We start from the raw sequence: 16,076 nt of genomic DNA, 5'->3' as shown, positions 1-16,076 counted from the left end.
CAGATGCACGACAGACTGACCAAGATCCAGCTCGCGATCTTCGCCGTGATCACGGCCATCACCCTGACAGTGATGGGGATCTTCTATCTGCGGCTGCCCGCGACGTTCGGTATCGGAACCTACGGCGTGAGCGCCGATTTCGTCGCCGGCGGCGGCCTGTACAAGAACGCCAACGTCACCTACCGCGGCGTCGCCGTCGGCCGGGTGGAGTCGGTGGGCCTGAGCCCCAACGGCGTCATCGCCGACATGCGGCTGAACAGCGGCACCGCCATCCCGTCGAACGTCACCGCCACCGTCAAGAGCGTGTCGGCGGTCGGCGAGCAGTACATCGACCTGGTGCCCCCGAGCTCGCCGGCATCGACGAAGTTGACCAACGGATCCCGCATCCAGCGGCAGAACACCCGGATCGGCCAGGACGTCGCCGACCTGTTGAAGCGCTCGGAAACCTTGGTCAACAGCCTCGGCGACACCCGGCTGCGCGAGCTGCTGCACGAGACCTTCATCGCGGCAAACGGTTCCGGCCCGGAGATGGCCCGGCTCTACGAGTCCGCCCGGCTGCTGGTGGACGAGGCCAACACCAACTATCCGCAAGTCTCGCAATTGATCGATCAGGCAGGCCCGTTCCTGCAGGCCCAGATCCGCGCCGGCGGCGACATCAAGTCGCTGTCCGACGGGCTGGCGCGGTTCACCTCCGAGGTGCGTCAGGCGGACCCGCAGCTTCGGGACACGCTGGCGACGGCCCCGGGCGCCACCGACGAGGCCAGCACCGCGTTCTCCGGCATCCGCCCCTCGTTCCCGGCCCTGGCCGCCAGCCTGGCCAACCTCGGCCGGGTCGGCGTGATTTACCACAAGTCGATCGAGCAGCTGCTGGTCGTCCTGCCGGCGCTGTTCGCTGGCATCACCACCGCCGCGGGCGGCGCGCCGCAGGATGAGGGCGCCAAGCTGGACTTCAAGCTCGACCTCAACGACCCGCCGCCGTGCGCCGTCGGCTTCCTGCCGCCGCCGTTGATGCGCACCCCGGCCGACGAGACGGTGCGCGAGCTGCCGAAGGACATGTACTGCAAGACCGCGCAGAACGATCCGAGCACCGTGCGCGGCGCGCGCAACTACCCGTGCCAGGAGTTCCCCGGCAAGCGCGCCCCGACGATCCAGCTGTGTCGCGATCCGAAGGGTTACGTGCCGGTCGGCCGCAACCCGTGGCGCGGCCCGCCGGTGCCGTATGACACCCCGGTGACCAACGGCTTGAACGTGTTGCCGCCCAACCACTTCCCGTACATCCCGCCGGGCGCTGAGCCGGATCCGGGTACACCCATCGTCGGGCCGCCGCCCCCGGGCGTGGTGCCGGGGCCGGGGCCACTGCCGAACAAGCAGCCGGCCTTCGCCCCCCCGCCGCCCAACGACAACGGGCCGCCACCGCCGTTCACCTCGTGGCAGCCTCCCGGGGTACCCCCGGTGCCGCCTCAGCTCCCGTATCCGAAGTGGCTGCCCCCGCCGGCACCGCCGGAGGGCATCAACCCGCCACCGGCGGGCCCGGGGCCGGAGAAGCCGTGGGGTCCGCCGCCCGGAGGGCAGCCGCAGGCCAGCGGGCCGCCGGCATATGCGACTTACGACGAGAAGACCGGCGCGTTTGTCGATCCGGCGGGTGGCACTGGTATCTTCGCGGCCGGCGCCACCGGTACCTCCGGCGCCGAGAACTGGGTGGACCTCATGCTTGATCCAAGGCCGATGTAATGGACCCTGCCGTGGCAGACGAACCGAAGACCACGCCGCGGGTTCGTCGACGAGCTTCGCGTGCGGCGGGCCCGGCCAAGGGTGACCCGGCCCGCGACGTCACGGTCAAGACCGAGGTACCGGCCGCACCCAAGCCGTCGGCGAAACCCGTCAAGGCCCTCAAGTCCATCAAGCCGCCGCCACGACGGCAGCCGCACCGCGCCCTGGTCGCGTGGATTTCGTTCGCCGCGGCACTGTTGGCGGTCGGGGCGCTGGCCGGTTGTGTGGCAGCGCTGCTCGTTCAGCAGCGTCACGCGTCCGCGGCGCAGGCGCGCGATCAGCGTTTCGTCGACACCGCCACGCAGACGGTGGTCAACATGTTCAGCTACAAGCAGGACAACATCGACGAGAGCGTGAACCGCTTCGTCAACGGCACCAGCGGCCCGTTGCGCGGCATGCTCGGCGCCAACAACAACGTCGAGAACCTCAAGGGCCTGTTCCGCTCCACCAATGCGACGTCGGAGGCCGTCATCAATGGCGCCGCACTGGAAGGCATTGACGCCGTGAGCGATAACGCGTCGGTGCTCGTCTCGGTGCGCGTCACCGTCGCCGACATCGACGGGGTGAACAAGCCGTCCATGCCCTATCGCTTGCGCGTCATCGTGCACGAAGACGAGGCCGGGAAGATGACCGGCTACGACCTGAAATATCCAGACGGGGGTAATTGATGCGATGGCGGCGTTGGCTGCTGGTCGTCGCGGGTTACCTCGTAACCGTGGCGTTCGTCGCGTTGTCCGCGGTGGCCGGCTGGATGTACTGGGACCGGGTGCAGACCCGCGGCGAGCAGGCGGCGCGTGCGGTGCTGCCCGGGTTGGCAGCTAAGGAGATCCCCGAGGTCTTCGCGTACGACTACCAAACCGTCGAGCGGAGCCTGTCGGCAGCGTATCCGTTGTTGACCCCCGACTATCGCGCCGAGTTCCAGAAGAGCGCCAACAACCAGATCATCCCCGAGGCCAAGAAGCGCGAAGTGGTCGTGCAGGCCAATGTCGTTGGCGTGGGCGTGATGTCGGCCAAGCGGGAATCGGCGTCGGTGATGGTCTTCATGAACCGGACCGTGACGGACAAGTCACGCCAACCGCTGTATGACGGCAGCCGGTTGCGGGTCGACTTCAAGAAGGTCGGCAAGCAGTGGCTGATCGCCTACATCACGCCGATCTGACGCCGCCGGTCGACGTTCAGTAGCACATCGCAATACCGTTGCAGTACAACGGGTAACGGTTGATCGGGCTGGGCGGCGGACCGATCATCGCCAGCGAGAAGGGTTCCTTCTTCATCCCCGGCTGCATCCCGCACACGGCGCCGTGCAGCGTGGTGTGGGTGCCGCTCATCGTCTCGTCGCTGAACGCGAAGGTTTCGGTGGAGGGTGCGGTGCCGCCGCCCGGGCATGCCACACCGTCGGCCTTGTCGACCTTGAAAGTCCACAGCATGCTGGACATCCGCGCCCGGCCGCCGAAATTCTGCTGCTTGTCCGCGGCGCTGATCTGCTCGGGCGTCGAGCTCACGATGTTCAGCGCGCAGTTCATCGCGAACACGATCGGGTCGGAATAGTCGTTCATGTTCCGGGTGCCCGAGGGCTGATCACACAGCGCCGAGATGGTCCAGGTCACCCCGGACACGCCCGCCTCGTTGAAGTTGTAGGTGCCATCGGCCGGTGGTCCGAGCGCCTTGGCCGGTTCACCGGACTGCAGCGCGATTCCCACCGCGACGGCCGTGCAGATGCCGGCACCCGCGGCCATGCCGTGACGGAGCTTCACCTGATACTCCTCCCTCGCGTGCGACGCTGCACCTGAGTATCACAGCGTTCCGGCGTCAACACCATGGGGTCCTGCCCGCGCGAGCTAATCGGTGTCACCGGTTCGAGATTCGGCGAGCGCATCGAGGAACGACCGTGCCCAGCGGTCGACGTCGTGCACGAGGACCTGGCGGCGCAGTGAGCGCATCCGGCGCCTTCCGTCTTCGGCGGATTGGTTCAGCGCGGCCTCGATCGTGTCCTTGACGCCTTCGAGGTCGTGCGGGTTGACCAGATACGCCTGCCGGAGTTCGGCGGCGGCGCCGGTGAATTCGGACAGGACGAGCGCGCCGCCGAGATCGCTGCGGCACGCGACATACTCCTTGGCGACCAGGTTCATCCCGTCGCGCAGCGGGGTGACCAGCATGACGTCGGCGGCAACGAAGAAAGCGATGAGTTCGTCGCGGGGGACCGGCCGGTGCAGGTAGTGCACCACCGGATGTCCGACTTCGGCGTACTCGCCGTTGATGTGGCCGACCTGGCGTTCAATGTCGTTGCGCAGCTGCTGATAACTGTCCACCCGTTCGCGGCTGGGTGTCGCCAGCTGGACCAGCACCGTGTCGTCGCGCTTGACCCGGCCCTCCGCGAGCAGCTCCGAAAAGGCTTTCAGCCGAACGTCGATGCCCTTGGTGTAGTCGAGCCGGTCGACGCCGAGCAGCACCTTGCGGGGGTTGCCCAGCTCGGCCCGGATCTCTCGGGCCCGGCGCTTGATGTCGCGGTGCCGCGCCGCCTGGTCCAGCGAGCTGGAGTCGATGGAGATGGGAAAGGCGCCCACCCGAACCGCACGGGACTCGAGTTCGACCTCGCCGTACCGCGCCCGCACTCCCACCGCCCCGCGCGAGGTGTTGGCGCCGGTCAGCCGTCGGGCAAGAAACAGGAAGTTCTGTGCGCCGCCGGCCAGATGGAAGCCCACCAAGTCGGCGCCGAGCAGGCCTTCGACGATCTCGGTCCGCCACGGCATCTGCATGAACAGCTCGACCGGCGGAAAAGGAATGTGCAGGAAGAAGCCGATGGTCAGGTCTGGCCGCAGTTCGCGCAGCATCTTGGGGACCAGCTGCAGCTGGTAGTCCTGCACCCAGACCGTCGCGCCTTTTGCCGCGGCGCGGGAGGTGGCTTCGGCGAAGCGGCGGTTGACGGCGACGTAGCGGTCCCACCATTCGCGGTGGTAGATCGGTTTGACGATGACGTCGTGATACAGCGGCCACAGCGTGGCGTTCGAGAAACCCTCGTAGTACTCGGCGACGTCGGCGGCGCTCAGTTTGACCGGCCGAAGCTCCAGGTCGTCCTGAACGATGGGCTCGTCATCGTGGTCGGTGTCCTCGTCGACGGTCCCGGGCCAGCCGACCCACGCCCCGCGCTGTCGACGCAGCAGCGGCTCGAGGGCCGTGACCAGCCCGCCCGGGCTGCGTTTCCACGCGGTGGTGCCGTCGGGGAGGCGCTCCTGATCGACCGGCAACCGGTTGGCAACCACGACGAAGTCGGAATTGCCGAATTCGGCTGCCTTCGAGCCCCGCCCTCCCCCGGAAGACATTTACGCGTCGAGTTTCGCCGGCCCGATACCCAGCATGGACAGAAACACGCGGCACTCGTCGGCGTCGTTGGCGTACGCCGCGACGACCCGCCTGGCCTGGCTCGCAGTGTCGTCGGCCACCGGCTCGACGTCGCCGATTTCGCCAGGATCAGATTTTGTAGGCATGACTTAACTGTAGGCGACGTCTGCGACCGGTCGCAGGCCGTTCTCACCAGCTAACGGGCTCTAGCCGCATTTATGGCTGGTTTGCAGGGCTTCGCCGCGCCGCTCGCGAAGACACGATCGGCCGTCGCCGCGGTGGTGCAGGATTAGCAGGTGGTCGATTGGGACGCCGGTAATGACGTGGTATTCGAGTTCGTCGATGTCGTCGTGGAACGGCAGGGAGTGCGGGCTCTGGACGTGCTGACCGCCGCCATTCCGGGTCACGGTGTGACGGCGGTGTTCGGGCCGTCGGGCTCGGGCAAATCGACCCTGCTTCGGCTGTGCAACCGGCTGGAGCTGCCGACGAGCGGACGGGCCTCTTTCTACGGGTCGGACATCGCCGGGCTCGACCCGCTGTGGCTGCGGCGCCGGGTGGGCATCTGCTTTCAGCGCCCGACGCCATTCCCCGGCACGGTCGCCGACAACCTGCGGGCCGCCGATCCCGACGCGTCCGACGCGCGGATGCACGAAACGCTGGCCCGTGTGGCGCTGACCGGATCGTGGTTGGAGCGCGACGTGGCCGCCCTCTCGGGTGGCGAGGCGCAACGCGTGTGCCTGGCCCGCACCCTGATGGCGCAACCCCAGGTGCTGCTGCTGGACGAACCCACTTCCGCCGTCGACACCGAGGCGGCCGAAGTCATCGAGCGCGCGGTGCGCGAACTAGCCGCCGACGGCGTTCCCGCCCTGTGGGTCACGCATGACTCGGCGCAGGTGGAAAGGGCGGCCGACCGGGTCCTGCGCCTGGAGTCCGGCCGGAGCCTGGGCCTGGGCCCGGTCGCCTCGAAGCCCGGCGACGGCTCGGTGGCGTGATGAACGGTCAAGTCGGCTGGGTGGGCCTGGCGACCTCGCTGATCCTGGTGGCGTTCGCGGCCGGGATCTCGCTGTGGCGGCGGCTGGGTTTGGAGCGGCAGCTGCTGTGGGCCGCCGCCCGCGCGCTGGTGCAACTGCTGCTCGTGGGCGGTGCGCTGACGCTGCTGTTCGAGCCGGGCCGGTCGCTGTGGTGGTCGTGGGCGTGGGTCGCCGGAATGGTGGCCTACGCGGGGGATGTCGCCCGGCGCAGGGCGCCGGAGGTCCCGCGGTTTGCGCCGCTGGCCGTGGCCGCGTTCGCCGGCGCGGCCGTGGTGACGCTGGGGGTGATCTTCGGCCTGCGGGTGTTCCCGCTGCAGGGGCGCACGCTGGTGCCGGTCGCCGGGATGATGATCGGCAACTCGATGACTGCCATGGTGCTGGTGGCCCGGCGGTTGGTCGATGAGCTGCGCGACAAACGCGATGAGGTCGAGGCCCGCCTCGCGCTGGGGCAACCGTCGAGGCAGGCCGCGGCGCCCTACCTGCGAATCGCCTTGCGGTCGGCGATTTCTCCGCAGATCGAGACGACCAAGGCCACCGGCCTGGTGTTCCTGCCGGGCGCCATGACCGGCCTCATCCTCGCCGGGGTGCCGCCACTGCAGGCCGTGCTGGTGCAGGCGGTGGTGATGTTCTTGATCCTGGGTTCGGTCGCGGCCACCACCGTGGTCGTCGCGATGGGCATCGTCCGGCTGGTGTTCACCCGCGACCATCGCCTGCTGCCGCTGGGTCGGCGGCCAGAAACCGTTGGGTGAGAACGCATGGTCGGCGGGGCCAGGCAGCCGATCACCCCAGCGCGTGCGCGGTTACACACTGGCCGTAATCTGTAAACAAGGCCAATTCAACGATGAACGAGGTGGGCGGAATGACAGTCTCCGAGCAAGCCGACGCCGGGGCGGCCGAAGCCAACGCCCCGGAACTGGTGGCCTACGAAACCCTCGACGAGGGCCGCATCGCCCGGATCTGGCTGAACCGGCCCGATGCCCACAACGCGCAGAGTCGCGGCCTGCTGGTCCAGCTCGACGAGGCGTTCGGCCGGGCCGAGGCCGACGACACGGTTCGCGTGGTGATCCTGGCGGCACGCGGCAGGAACTTCTCCGCCGGCCACGACCTGGGTTCCGAGCAGGCACTGGCCGAGCGCGCACCGGGACCGGGGCAGCATCCGAGCTTCCGCTCGCGCGGGGCCACGCTCGAGCCGATCATGGAGAAGCTGTACCACCAGGAGTGGCACTATTTCTTCGAAAACACTTGCCGCTGGCGCGATCTGCGCAAGATCACCATCGCCCAGGTGCAGGGCAATGCGATCTCCGCCGGCTTGATGCTGATCTGGGCGTGCGACCTGATCGTCGCGGCCGACAACGCGAAGTTCAGTGACGTCGTCGCGGTCCGGCTGGGCATGCCGGGTGTCGAATATTACGCTCACCCTTGGGAGTTCGGACCACGCAAGGCCAAAGAGCTGCTGTTGACCGGTGATTCGATCGACGCGGACGAGGCGCACCGGCTGGGCATGGTGTCCAAGGTTTTCGCTCTCGACGAATTAGAGGAAAAAACACTGGAATTCGCGCGACGCATCGCCGAGCGGCCCACGATGGCGTCGCTGCTCATCAAGGACTCGGTCAATGCCGCCTCCGACGCGATGGGTTACACCGAGGCGCTGCGGCACGCGTTCCACGTGCACCTGCTGGGGCATGCCCACTGGGCGGCGTTCAACGAAAACCGGTGGCCGGTGGGCCAGCCTCCGCACGTCGAGGATTGGCGTGACGCGAAGCCGACGAAGGTGGCGCGCCGCGACACGCCGTAGTGCCGCACCTCGGAGGGCCTAACGAGACCGGGGGTAGCGATATTCACCCCGAGGGGACATGCTTCTATAGCTAGAACTTGTTCCAGTTTGAAAGGGCCTCGCGTGCAGCTTTCGTTCGAAGACCGGACCTATCTGATCACCGGCGGCGGCAGCGGGATCGGCAAGGGCGTGGCCGCAGGGCTGGTCGCGGCCGGCGCCTCCGTGATGATCGTCGGCCGTAACGCCGATCGGCTCGCGGAGGCCGTCAAGGAGATCGAAGCCCTCCCCGGCGACGGCTCCATTCGTTACGAGCCGGCCGATATCACCAACGAAGAGGAGGCGGCTCGCGCCGTCGACGCCGTGACGGCCTGGCATGGCCGGCTGCACGGCGTGGTGCACTGCGCGGGCGGATCGGAGACCATCGGACCGATCACCCAGATCGACTCGGAGTTGTGGCGACGGACCATCGACCTCAATGTCAACGGAACCATGTACGTGCTCAAGCACTCCGCGCGCGAGATGGTGCGCGGCGGCGGCGGATCGTTCGTCGGCATCTCGTCGATCGCGGCCAGCAACACCCACCGCTGGTTCGGCGCCTACGGCGTCGGCAAATCGGCGCTGGATCACTTGATGCAGTTGGCCGCCGACGAACTCGGAGCGTCATGGGTGCGGGTCAACAGCATTCGCCCCGGCCTGATCCGCACCGAGCTGGTGGCCCCAATCCTCGATTCGCCCGAGCTGAGCGCGGACTACCGCGCCATCACGCCGCTGCCCCGGCCTGGCGAGGTCGAAGACATCGCGAATGTCGCGATGTTTCTGCTCAGCGACGCTGCCAGCTACGTGACCGGGCAGATCATCAACGTCGACGGCGGGGTGCTGTTGCGTCGCGGCCCGGATTTCTCGGCGATGCTGGAACCGGCCTTCGGCGCCGACGCGCTACGCGGAGTGGTCTAGCCGGGAGAATCAGATGAAAAGGCTTGAGGGCAAACGGATTCTAATCACCGGCGCCGCGTCGGGGATCGGTCAGGCCACCGCGTTGCGGCTACTGAGCGAGGGCGCCGGCGTGGTGGCAGCCGACGTCTCGACGGACGGTCTGAGCGACACGCAAGGCCATGCCGACGAGGCCGGCACCGCCGCCCGGCTGACCACGATGCCGATGGACGTGGGCAACGAGGACTCGGTGATCGACGGCGTGGGCTCGGCCGTCGAGAAGCTGGGCGGGCTGGATTCACTGGTGAACGCGGCGGGCATCCTGCGCGCCTGGCACACCCACGAGACCACCCTCGAGCAGTGGAATCGGATCATCGCCGTCAACCTGACCGGAACCTTCCTGGTGGTGCGGGAAGCGCTTCCGTCCCTGCTGGCGAATCCCCGCAGCGCGATCGTGAACTTCAGCTCCACCTCGGCGTCGTTCGCCCATCCCTATATGGCGGCCTACGCCGCGAGCAAGGGCGGCATCCAGGCTTTCACTCATTCGCTGGCGCTGGAATACGCCAAGGACGGTCTGCGCGCGGCGTGCGTCGCCCCGGGCAGCATCAAGTCCGGCATCACCGATGCCACCGGGGGCTACATCCCCAAGGACGCCGACTGGTCGCTGTTTCCCCGGCTGATGCCGATCCTGCCGACCACGACGGAATCCAGCGGCGCGGGGATGGCCGGACCCGAAGCGGTGGCCGGTGTGATCGCCATGCTGGTCTCGGATGACGGCGCCTGGATCACGGGCACCGAGATTCGGATGGACGGCGGCACGCACGCCTAGAGCGTGGCTAGTTGACGCAGGGCACGCCGCCGCCGTCGATCGGCTTGCCCTGATCGGGCGTCGGATACGTCGTGGTCGTGCCGTTGTAGTAGTAGCTCTTGGCCTTGGTCGACGTCGTGCTGGAGCTGGTGCTCGTCGAGTCGTCCATCTGGGTCTCGTCCGGTGTGGGCATCGAGAAATTCGTGTCCACGGTGAGCCGGATGTGTCCGGCCGCGATGCTGGGGCTGGGCTGCTTGGGCGCGTCCACGCCGACCAGGTTGGCCAGGTTCTGCGCATCGGTCTGCGCGCCGGCCCCGTACTCCACCGTGGTGGTGGTCGGGTCGCCGGATTCGCGGTCGCGGACCTGGCCCGGGGTGTAGCCCTTCTTTTTCAGCGCGCGTGACACCTCGCTGGCCAGACCGCTCATGCTGCCGGAGTTGACCACGTCGACAACCGTGGACGGGTCGGGTTTCACGGCGGTGGTGGCCGGCGCAGTCGTCGTCGAGGTGTCGGTGCCGATCGCCTCGGCCACCTCGGACTTGATCGCCGCCGGGTCGACGATGTTGACGTCCTGGCCGTCGATGTTGTCGTAGCGCACCACCGGCAGCGTCCGGAACTCGACGTTGCCGCCGGCCAGCCCGCCGAGCCGTTGGATCATGTCGTCGTTCCAGCCCGCCGACAGCACCACGTCTTTGCGCGCCACCGCCATCAGGTTCTTGAGCTTGTCGATGTTGGTGAAGGTGCCTGAGGCCTGCAGCTCCTGCATGACCGACGAGATGAACGCCTGTTGCCGGTGGGTGCGGTCCAGGTCGCCGTTGTCCAGGCCGTGCCGCTGCCGGACGAACGACAGCGCCTCGGACGCATCCAGCCGCTGGCGGCCGGCCGGGAAGTCGGCGCCGGAGTACGAGTCGTAGACGGGGTGATTCAGGCAGACGTCGACGCCGCCGAGGGTCTGCGCCAGATCGAAGAAGCCGGCCAGATTGACCTCGGCGAAGTAGTCGATGGGGACGCCGGTCAGGTTTCGCACCGCGCGCAGTGTCGCCGCCCGGCCGGCCTCGCGGCCCTTGGTTTCGAGTTCCTTCTGGGTGCTGTCGCCCTGGTTGGCCAGCTTTTGGGCGACGTACTGCTTGGTCAGCCCGTACGCCTCCTTGATCTTGATGTGGTTGTATCCCGGGACCCCGGTGAAGGGCACCCAGTCGTCGCGGGGGATCGAGAAGGCCACGACCCTGTTGTCGGCGCTGACATGCACCAGGATCATCGTGTTGGTGTTGTAACCGCCGTCGTCGGAGTCGCCGGCGTGCAGATGCTTCAGGATCGAGTTGGGCAAATCGTTGCCGTCCTGGTCCTTACGCGAGTCCAGCCCGATCAGCAGGATGTTCATGTTGTCGCCGCTGGACCGCGGATCGTCGGGCTGCAGGGCGTTCGAGACGGTGATACCGCCCAGCGCGCCGTGCGCCACGTAGTACCCCGCCCCGGTGAGCCCGACGGCCGCCACGGAGACGAGCGCGCCCAGGGTGCGCGTCAGCCCCTTGCGTATACGGGAGGGTTGACGGACGGCTCGATGACGGCGATGGGCGCCGCCCGAGCGGGCCATCACAAACCTCTGCCCACGCCCAGCACATCACCAGGCACCGCAACGGTGCTTCGCGGCGATGTCGCTTCAAGCATGGTCACAAGTATGCGTTAGCTTGCTATGAAGCCCCCAATCGAGAGCACCCGTCACACGGTCGGCGCGGGCGCGTTCGTCGGGCCGACCAGGCGCAATCCGCGCCCGTCGTACTCCCTCTACCTGCACGTTCAGCCCGGCCGCGGCGGCGGTGGTCTCCGGAAGGTCTCGGGCCGGCCACATCGGCGCCCGGATCGAGCCGAACTTGTTATCCAGCGGATACTGCCCGGTGGACCGTTGCCGCCCCGACCGGGCCAGCAAACCACCACCGTCGGCTAGCGGGCTTTGACCAGGTCCTCGCCCGAGCTGTAAAAGAACGTGATGTTGGTGCCGGTGGCGATTTCGGCGAGGTAGACCCCGACGGGTTCGACCTCGTAGTAGAAGTGGATGTTGCCGTCGTTGTCCAGCGCCGACGCGCACGAAAATCCCGGCGCACCGCACCGTTGCTTGATGGGCGCCGCGAGGACGGCAAGCAGCACGACGATGGCAACGCTGACGATCAGCGGGACCCTGTTCACCGCCGACCTCGGCTGCGCCGAATTAACCACGGATGGAGTGTAAGCGGTGGATCGGCGGTTTCAGCGCGCGGCGCAGTAGGTTCTTCACCTGTGAAAATTGCGAACCCGCACGACGCACCGTCGGCGCACACCCGGGTCGAGATTCTCGGCAACATCGGGCCGAACTGGTTCGCCTCGGTGATGGGCACCGGGATCGTCGCGACGGCCGGCGCCGCGTTGCCCGTCCACGTCGCGGGGCTGCGGGCATTCGCGCTGGTGATCTGGGTGATCGCGGCCACCCTGCTGGTGGCGCTGATCGCGGTGGTCGGCGGCCATTGGCTGCGCCATCCGACCGTGGCGCGCACCCACGCCCGCAATCCGCAGATGGCGCACTTTTACGGCGCGGCCCCCATGGCGCTGATGACGGTCGGCGCGGGAGCCGTGCTGGTCGGCAGGGACCTGCTCGGTGAGCGCATCGCCGTCGATCTGGACTGGGCGCTGTGGACCGCCGGCACGCTGGGCGGCCTGTTCACCGCCGTCAGCATTCCGTTCCTGATGTTCACCCAGCACGACGTCGAGCCCGACGCGGCCTTCGGTGGCTGGTTGATGCCGGTCGTTCCGCCCATGGTGACCGCGGCGACGGGGGCGCTGCTGCTCCCTCATATGGCGGCCGGCGGCGGGCGCACCACCATGCTGTACGGCTGTTACGCGATGTTCGGTTTGTCGTTGCTGGCCTCGCTGAACATCATCGCGATGATCTGGAGCCGCCTGACCCTGTACGGCACCTCGGGTTCCGCACGGGTGCCGACGTTGTGGATCGTGTTGGGTCCGCTCGGCCAATCCATCACGGCCGCAGGCCTTTTAGGAGCCAACGCGGCATTGGGAGTCGACCCCGAGCTGGCCGAGGACCTCGATGCCTTCGCGATCCTCTACGGCGTGCCGGTGTGGGGTTTCGCGGTGTTGTGGATCGCGCTCGCGACCGCGTTGACGGTGCGCACGCTGCGCCGCGGAATGCCGTTCGCGCTGACGTGGTGGAGCCTGACCTTCCCCGTCGGAACATTCGTCACCGGGACTTCGCAGCTGGCCGGTCACACCCACCTGCCCGCGTTCAGGGTCGCGGCGGCCATCGCCTATGCGGGACTGCTGTTCACCTGGCTGCTGGTGACGGTCCGCACCGCGCGGGGCAGCCTGCGTGGCAACCTGCTCAAGCTGCCGCCCAGCACCGCGCCGATCAAGGCGCACAAGGACTCCATCCGCTAGGGATCGCCGTCGCGGAGGCTCTGATGCCGCCGCGGGCGTTTGGCCGCCCCGGTACGACGGGTACGCGGCCATGAGGCGAACAGAGGACTGAGCATGATCGACACACGCCTCAGGCCGTTTTCGGCGGAATGGCCGACGAATTCGGAGCCCAGCCGGGCTCTCCCGGCGAGACGCCGGAGCGGCTCACCCCGACCGAACCGCCCGAACGGCTGACGCCGGCAGAGCCGCCAGAGCGCTTGACGCCCTCGGAACCACCCGAGCGCCAGGCGCCGGAATAACGATCACGATTGGAGAGCAGACATGCGCGCCGAAGAAGGCGACGAATCCGTCAAGGACTACGCGAACGAGGGGCGGGAAACCCTTGGCCGCATCAAGGCTTCGCAGCACGCGCGCGGTCGCCTCGGTGACATCGCCCGGCGCTTCGCCAGCCTGTGGCGAGGCCCGAGTAAGGGTGAAGGCACTGGGCCTGCCGAGTAAAATCGTTCAGCGACAGGCTAATTCGGTGTCACGGGCGCCGGATGGCGGTCGGCCCACGGGCGCGCCTCCTCAAGCTGCGCGGCCAACTGCAGCAGATCGCCGTCTGCGCCCGGCTTCCCGACGAATTGCACACCCAGCGGAAGCCCGGCATCCGTCCAATGCAGCGGCACGTTGATCGCCGGACGCCCGGTGAGGTTGGCAAGCTGCGTGTAGGGCACCCAGCCCAAACTCTCCTGGATGAGGTCATCGAGGATTCCGCTGAGCCCCATCAGTTTTCCGGCCCGAACTCTGCTGACCAGCCGGGCCACCCGCTGCAGCGCGGCCGTCGTCGTCGTGGCACCGACCGCGAGGGGCGGGGTGGCCAGCGTCGGCGTCAAGAAGAAGTCGTAGCTGTCGTGGAACGCGGCCAGGGACTGGATGTAGTCGTTCCGGTTTTCCAGGGCGGACATGACGGGTAGTACGCCGCCGGACCGGCCGAGTTCGGCGATTGCCAGGGTATCGGCCTCAAAGTCGTTGTCACGCGCGCCGGTTCGCTGTTTGGTGTCGGCGACTTGCTGGTGCAGCTGGGCGAACCAGATGGTCAGAAAGTCACGGCCGAGCGCGGCGTCGTCGTAGGGCGGTGCAACCTCATCGACCTGATGGCCCAACTCGCGAAGGAGCGCCGCGGCTTTTTCGACCGCGGCGACGGCCTCGCGGTCCGGCCGCGCGTTGATGGCCGAGCGTGCCGAGTAGCCGATCTTCAGCGTGCCCGGCCGGTTCTTGATCTGTTCGCCAAAGGGCTTGTCGGGCAGCGCAACCCGATAGGCGGCGTCCGGGTGGGGTCCGACGATCGCGTCTAGCAGCGCCGCACTGTCTCGCACGGTGCGCGACACCACGCCCTGAGTCGCCATGCCCAGCATCAGTTCACCGGTCTGCGGGCCGTAGGGCGCCAGACCCCGGCTGGGCTTGAGGCCGACCAGCCCGTTGCACGCTGCGGGGATGCGGATCGAGCCGCCACCGTCGTTGGCGCCGGCGGCGGGAACGATGCCCGCCGCCACGGCCGCCCCCGATCCGCCCGAGGAGCCGCCGGGCGTGTGCCCGGTGTTCCACGGGTTGCGGGCCGGGCCCCAGTAGTCGGGTTCCGTCACACCCTTGGCCCCGAACTCCGGGGTGTTGGTCTTCCCGAAGATCACCAGACCCGCGTCCAGGAACCGCTGGGTGACCAACGCGTGCCGGTCGGCCACGTCGTGGGCCAGCGAGCGGGACCCGCATGACGTGGCAAAGCCGCGGTATTCCTGGCCGAGGTCCTTGAGCAGGAACGGCACACCGGCGAACGGCCCGCTCAGATTCGGGTCGGCGGCCCGGCGGTCGGCGACGTCGTCGAGGCGGCAGACGATGGCGTTCAGCCGCGGATTGACCGCATCCGCTCGTTGCCGCGCCAGGGCGAGCAGCTCGGCGGGGGTGACCTGTTTGCGCTCGACCAGCTCGGCCAGGGCGGTCGCATCCAGCGACATGTACTCGTCAAGATGCATGCGTTCTCCTTGGCTCCGGTCCGGGTGCGCGCGCCCGGCGTCCTCTTAATTGACGCCGCTGCGTGCCGTTGACGTTAAGCCAACGCGAGCTTCTCGTGGGGGCGCCTTAGTATCACCTGATGCCCACGGCAGCCGAACCGTTCACGATCCGGGGCCCCGGCGGGGTGCAGATCGTCGCTGACCGCCTCGGGGATCCGCGGGCGCGCGCCGTGGTCTTCTTACACGGCGGCGGACAGACCCGCCGGTCCTGGGGCAAGGCGGCGGCCGCGGTCGCCGCGCGCGGCTGGCAGGCCGTCACCGTGGACCTGCGCGGGCACGGCGAATCGGACTGGTCGGACGACGGCGATTACCGCGTCGTCAGTTTCGCCGCCGACGTCCACGAGGTGTTGCGCACGCTGCCCACGCAACCGGTGTTGGTCGGTGCCTCCCTGGGTGGGTTCACGTCCATGCTGCTCGCCGGGGAGCTGTCCCCGGGCATCGCCAGTGCAGTCGTGTTGGTGGACATCGTGCCCAACATGGACCAGTCGGGGGCGAACCGGATCCATGCTTTCATGGCCGACCGGGTGGAGTCTGGTTTCGGCTCGCTCGACGAGGTCGCCGACGCGATCGCCGAATACAACCCGCACCGGCCGCGACCGACCGACCTGGAAGGCCTGACCACCAACCTGCGTCGCCGCGGCGATCGCTGGTACTGGCATTGGGATCCGCAATTCATCAGCGGCACTGCGGCTTTCCCTCCTTTTGAGGTCACCGATCCGGACCGGATGCACGCCGCCGTTGAGGCAATCCTGCGCGGCGGGGTGCCCATCCTGCTGGTCCGCGGCCAGATGAGCGATTTGGTCAGCCAGGAGCGCGCCGACGAATTCCTCGCGCGTTTCCCGCAGGTGGAATTCACCGATGTCCGCGGCGCCGGGCACATGGTGGCCGGTGACCGCAACGACATCTTCGCCGGCGCTGTGCTGGACTTCCTTTCCCGGCACGTCGACGCCGGGTGAATCACGTGCCCGGAACGG

Annotated in this window: 17 protein-coding genes; 11 read left to right on the top strand and 6 right to left on the bottom strand. The window is 68.0% G+C overall.

Annotation, left to right across the window (positions count from 1 at the left end):
• Positions 1-3: 3 nt before the first annotated feature.
• From B8W69_RS05885 to B8W69_RS05875, 3 genes are read left to right on the top strand one after another with little or no spacing between them, the layout of a single operon-like run.
• Complete coding sequence (locus tag B8W69_RS05885; protein WP_085288977.1) at positions 4-1,731, top strand: virulence factor Mce family protein; 1,728 nt, start codon at positions 4-6, stop codon at positions 1,729-1,731.
• Entirely contained in the window at positions 1,731-2,438 is a 708-nt protein-coding gene (locus B8W69_RS05880; protein WP_085288976.1) for an Rv1363c family protein, read from the top strand. Before B8W69_RS05885 ends, B8W69_RS05880 begins: the two co-directional genes overlap by 1 nt.
• Complete coding sequence (locus tag B8W69_RS05875) at positions 2,438-2,929, top strand: Rv1363c family protein (protein WP_085288975.1); 492 nt, start codon at positions 2,438-2,440, stop codon at positions 2,927-2,929. The genes B8W69_RS05880 and B8W69_RS05875 overlap by 1 nt, the downstream gene beginning before the upstream one ends.
• A 16-nt stretch (positions 2,930-2,945) precedes the next feature.
• Here the strand turns inward: B8W69_RS05875 and B8W69_RS05870 are convergent, their stop codons facing one another.
• The 3 genes from B8W69_RS05870 to B8W69_RS29790 form a co-directional block, all read right to left on the bottom strand.
• On the bottom strand, positions 2,946-3,506 hold the full coding sequence (locus B8W69_RS05870) for a hypothetical protein (protein WP_439330592.1): 561 nt from the start codon (positions 3,504-3,506) through the stop codon (positions 2,946-2,948).
• A 102-nt stretch (positions 3,507-3,608) separates the two neighbouring features.
• Complete coding sequence (locus tag B8W69_RS05865; protein WP_085288973.1) at positions 3,609-5,090, bottom strand: alpha,alpha-trehalose-phosphate synthase (UDP-forming); 1,482 nt, start codon at positions 5,088-5,090, stop codon at positions 3,609-3,611.
• On the bottom strand, positions 5,091-5,255 hold the full coding sequence (locus tag B8W69_RS29790; protein ID WP_007772513.1) for a hypothetical protein: 165 nt from the start codon (positions 5,253-5,255) through the stop codon (positions 5,091-5,093).
• A gap of 150 nt (positions 5,256-5,405) precedes the next feature.
• On the opposite strand from B8W69_RS29790, the gene B8W69_RS05860 reads away from it, so the two are divergent.
• From B8W69_RS05860 to B8W69_RS05840, 5 genes are all read left to right on the top strand, one after another.
• Positions 5,406-6,101, top strand: coding sequence for an ABC transporter ATP-binding protein (locus tag B8W69_RS05860; RefSeq protein WP_245843132.1), 696 nt, complete (start codon positions 5,406-5,408; stop codon positions 6,099-6,101).
• A complete protein-coding gene (locus B8W69_RS05855) occupies positions 6,101-6,889 on the top strand; it encodes an ABC transporter permease (RefSeq protein WP_085288972.1) in 789 nt (262 codons plus the stop codon). The genes B8W69_RS05860 and B8W69_RS05855 overlap by 1 nt, the downstream gene beginning before the upstream one ends.
• Positions 6,890-6,999: 110 nt before the next feature.
• Positions 7,000-7,935, top strand: a complete 936-nt coding sequence (locus B8W69_RS05850; RefSeq protein ID WP_085289027.1) for an enoyl-CoA hydratase — start codon at positions 7,000-7,002, stop codon at positions 7,933-7,935.
• Positions 7,936-8,037: 102 nt separating this feature from the next.
• Positions 8,038-8,868 (top strand): SDR family oxidoreductase, encoded by an 831-nt coding sequence (locus tag B8W69_RS05845; protein WP_085288971.1) that lies wholly within the window; start codon positions 8,038-8,040, stop codon positions 8,866-8,868.
• 13 nt (positions 8,869-8,881) lie between these two features.
• Positions 8,882-9,673: an SDR family NAD(P)-dependent oxidoreductase gene (locus B8W69_RS05840; protein WP_085288970.1), complete on the top strand. Its 792-nt coding sequence runs from the start codon at positions 8,882-8,884 to the stop codon at positions 9,671-9,673.
• A gap of 7 nt (positions 9,674-9,680) precedes the next feature.
• On the opposite strand, the gene B8W69_RS05835 is transcribed toward B8W69_RS05840, so the two are convergent.
• Both B8W69_RS05835 and B8W69_RS05830 read right to left on the bottom strand, forming a co-directional pair.
• Positions 9,681-11,246 carry an LCP family protein gene (locus tag B8W69_RS05835; RefSeq protein WP_110881846.1) on the bottom strand — a complete coding sequence of 522 codons (1,566 nt, stop codon included), beginning with the start codon at positions 11,244-11,246 and terminating at the stop codon, positions 9,681-9,683.
• Positions 11,247-11,593: 347 nt separating this feature from the next.
• A complete protein-coding gene (locus B8W69_RS05830; protein ID WP_085288968.1) occupies positions 11,594-11,836 on the bottom strand; it encodes a hypothetical protein in 243 nt (80 codons plus the stop codon).
• A 90-nt stretch (positions 11,837-11,926) separates the two neighbouring features.
• On the opposite strand from B8W69_RS05830, the gene B8W69_RS05825 reads away from it, so the two are divergent.
• Complete coding sequence (locus B8W69_RS05825; RefSeq protein ID WP_085288967.1) at positions 11,927-13,075, top strand: TDT family transporter; 1,149 nt, start codon at positions 11,927-11,929, stop codon at positions 13,073-13,075.
• 300 nt (positions 13,076-13,375) lie between these two features.
• Positions 13,376-13,552: a hypothetical protein gene (locus B8W69_RS30515; protein WP_165762557.1), complete on the top strand. Its 177-nt coding sequence runs from the start codon at positions 13,376-13,378 to the stop codon at positions 13,550-13,552.
• A 17-nt stretch (positions 13,553-13,569) separates the two neighbouring features.
• Here B8W69_RS30515 and B8W69_RS05820 read toward each other — a convergent pair whose 3' ends face one another.
• On the bottom strand, positions 13,570-15,063 hold the full coding sequence (locus B8W69_RS05820) for an amidase (RefSeq protein WP_085288966.1): 1,494 nt from the start codon (positions 15,061-15,063) through the stop codon (positions 13,570-13,572).
• 119 nt (positions 15,064-15,182) lie between these two features.
• Here B8W69_RS05820 and B8W69_RS05815 point away from each other — a divergent pair, with 119 nt between their 5' ends.
• Entirely contained in the window at positions 15,183-16,058 is an 876-nt protein-coding gene (locus B8W69_RS05815; protein WP_181447335.1) for an alpha/beta fold hydrolase, read from the top strand.
• The last annotated feature ends 18 nt before the right edge of the window (positions 16,059-16,076 follow it).

The organism is Mycolicibacterium vulneris (assembly GCF_002104765.1).
GTDB lineage: Bacteria > Actinomycetota > Actinomycetes > Mycobacteriales > Mycobacteriaceae > Mycobacterium > Mycobacterium vulneris.
Note: the sequence above shows the minus strand (reverse complement) of the source record. Positions and strands in the feature narration are given on the sequence as shown.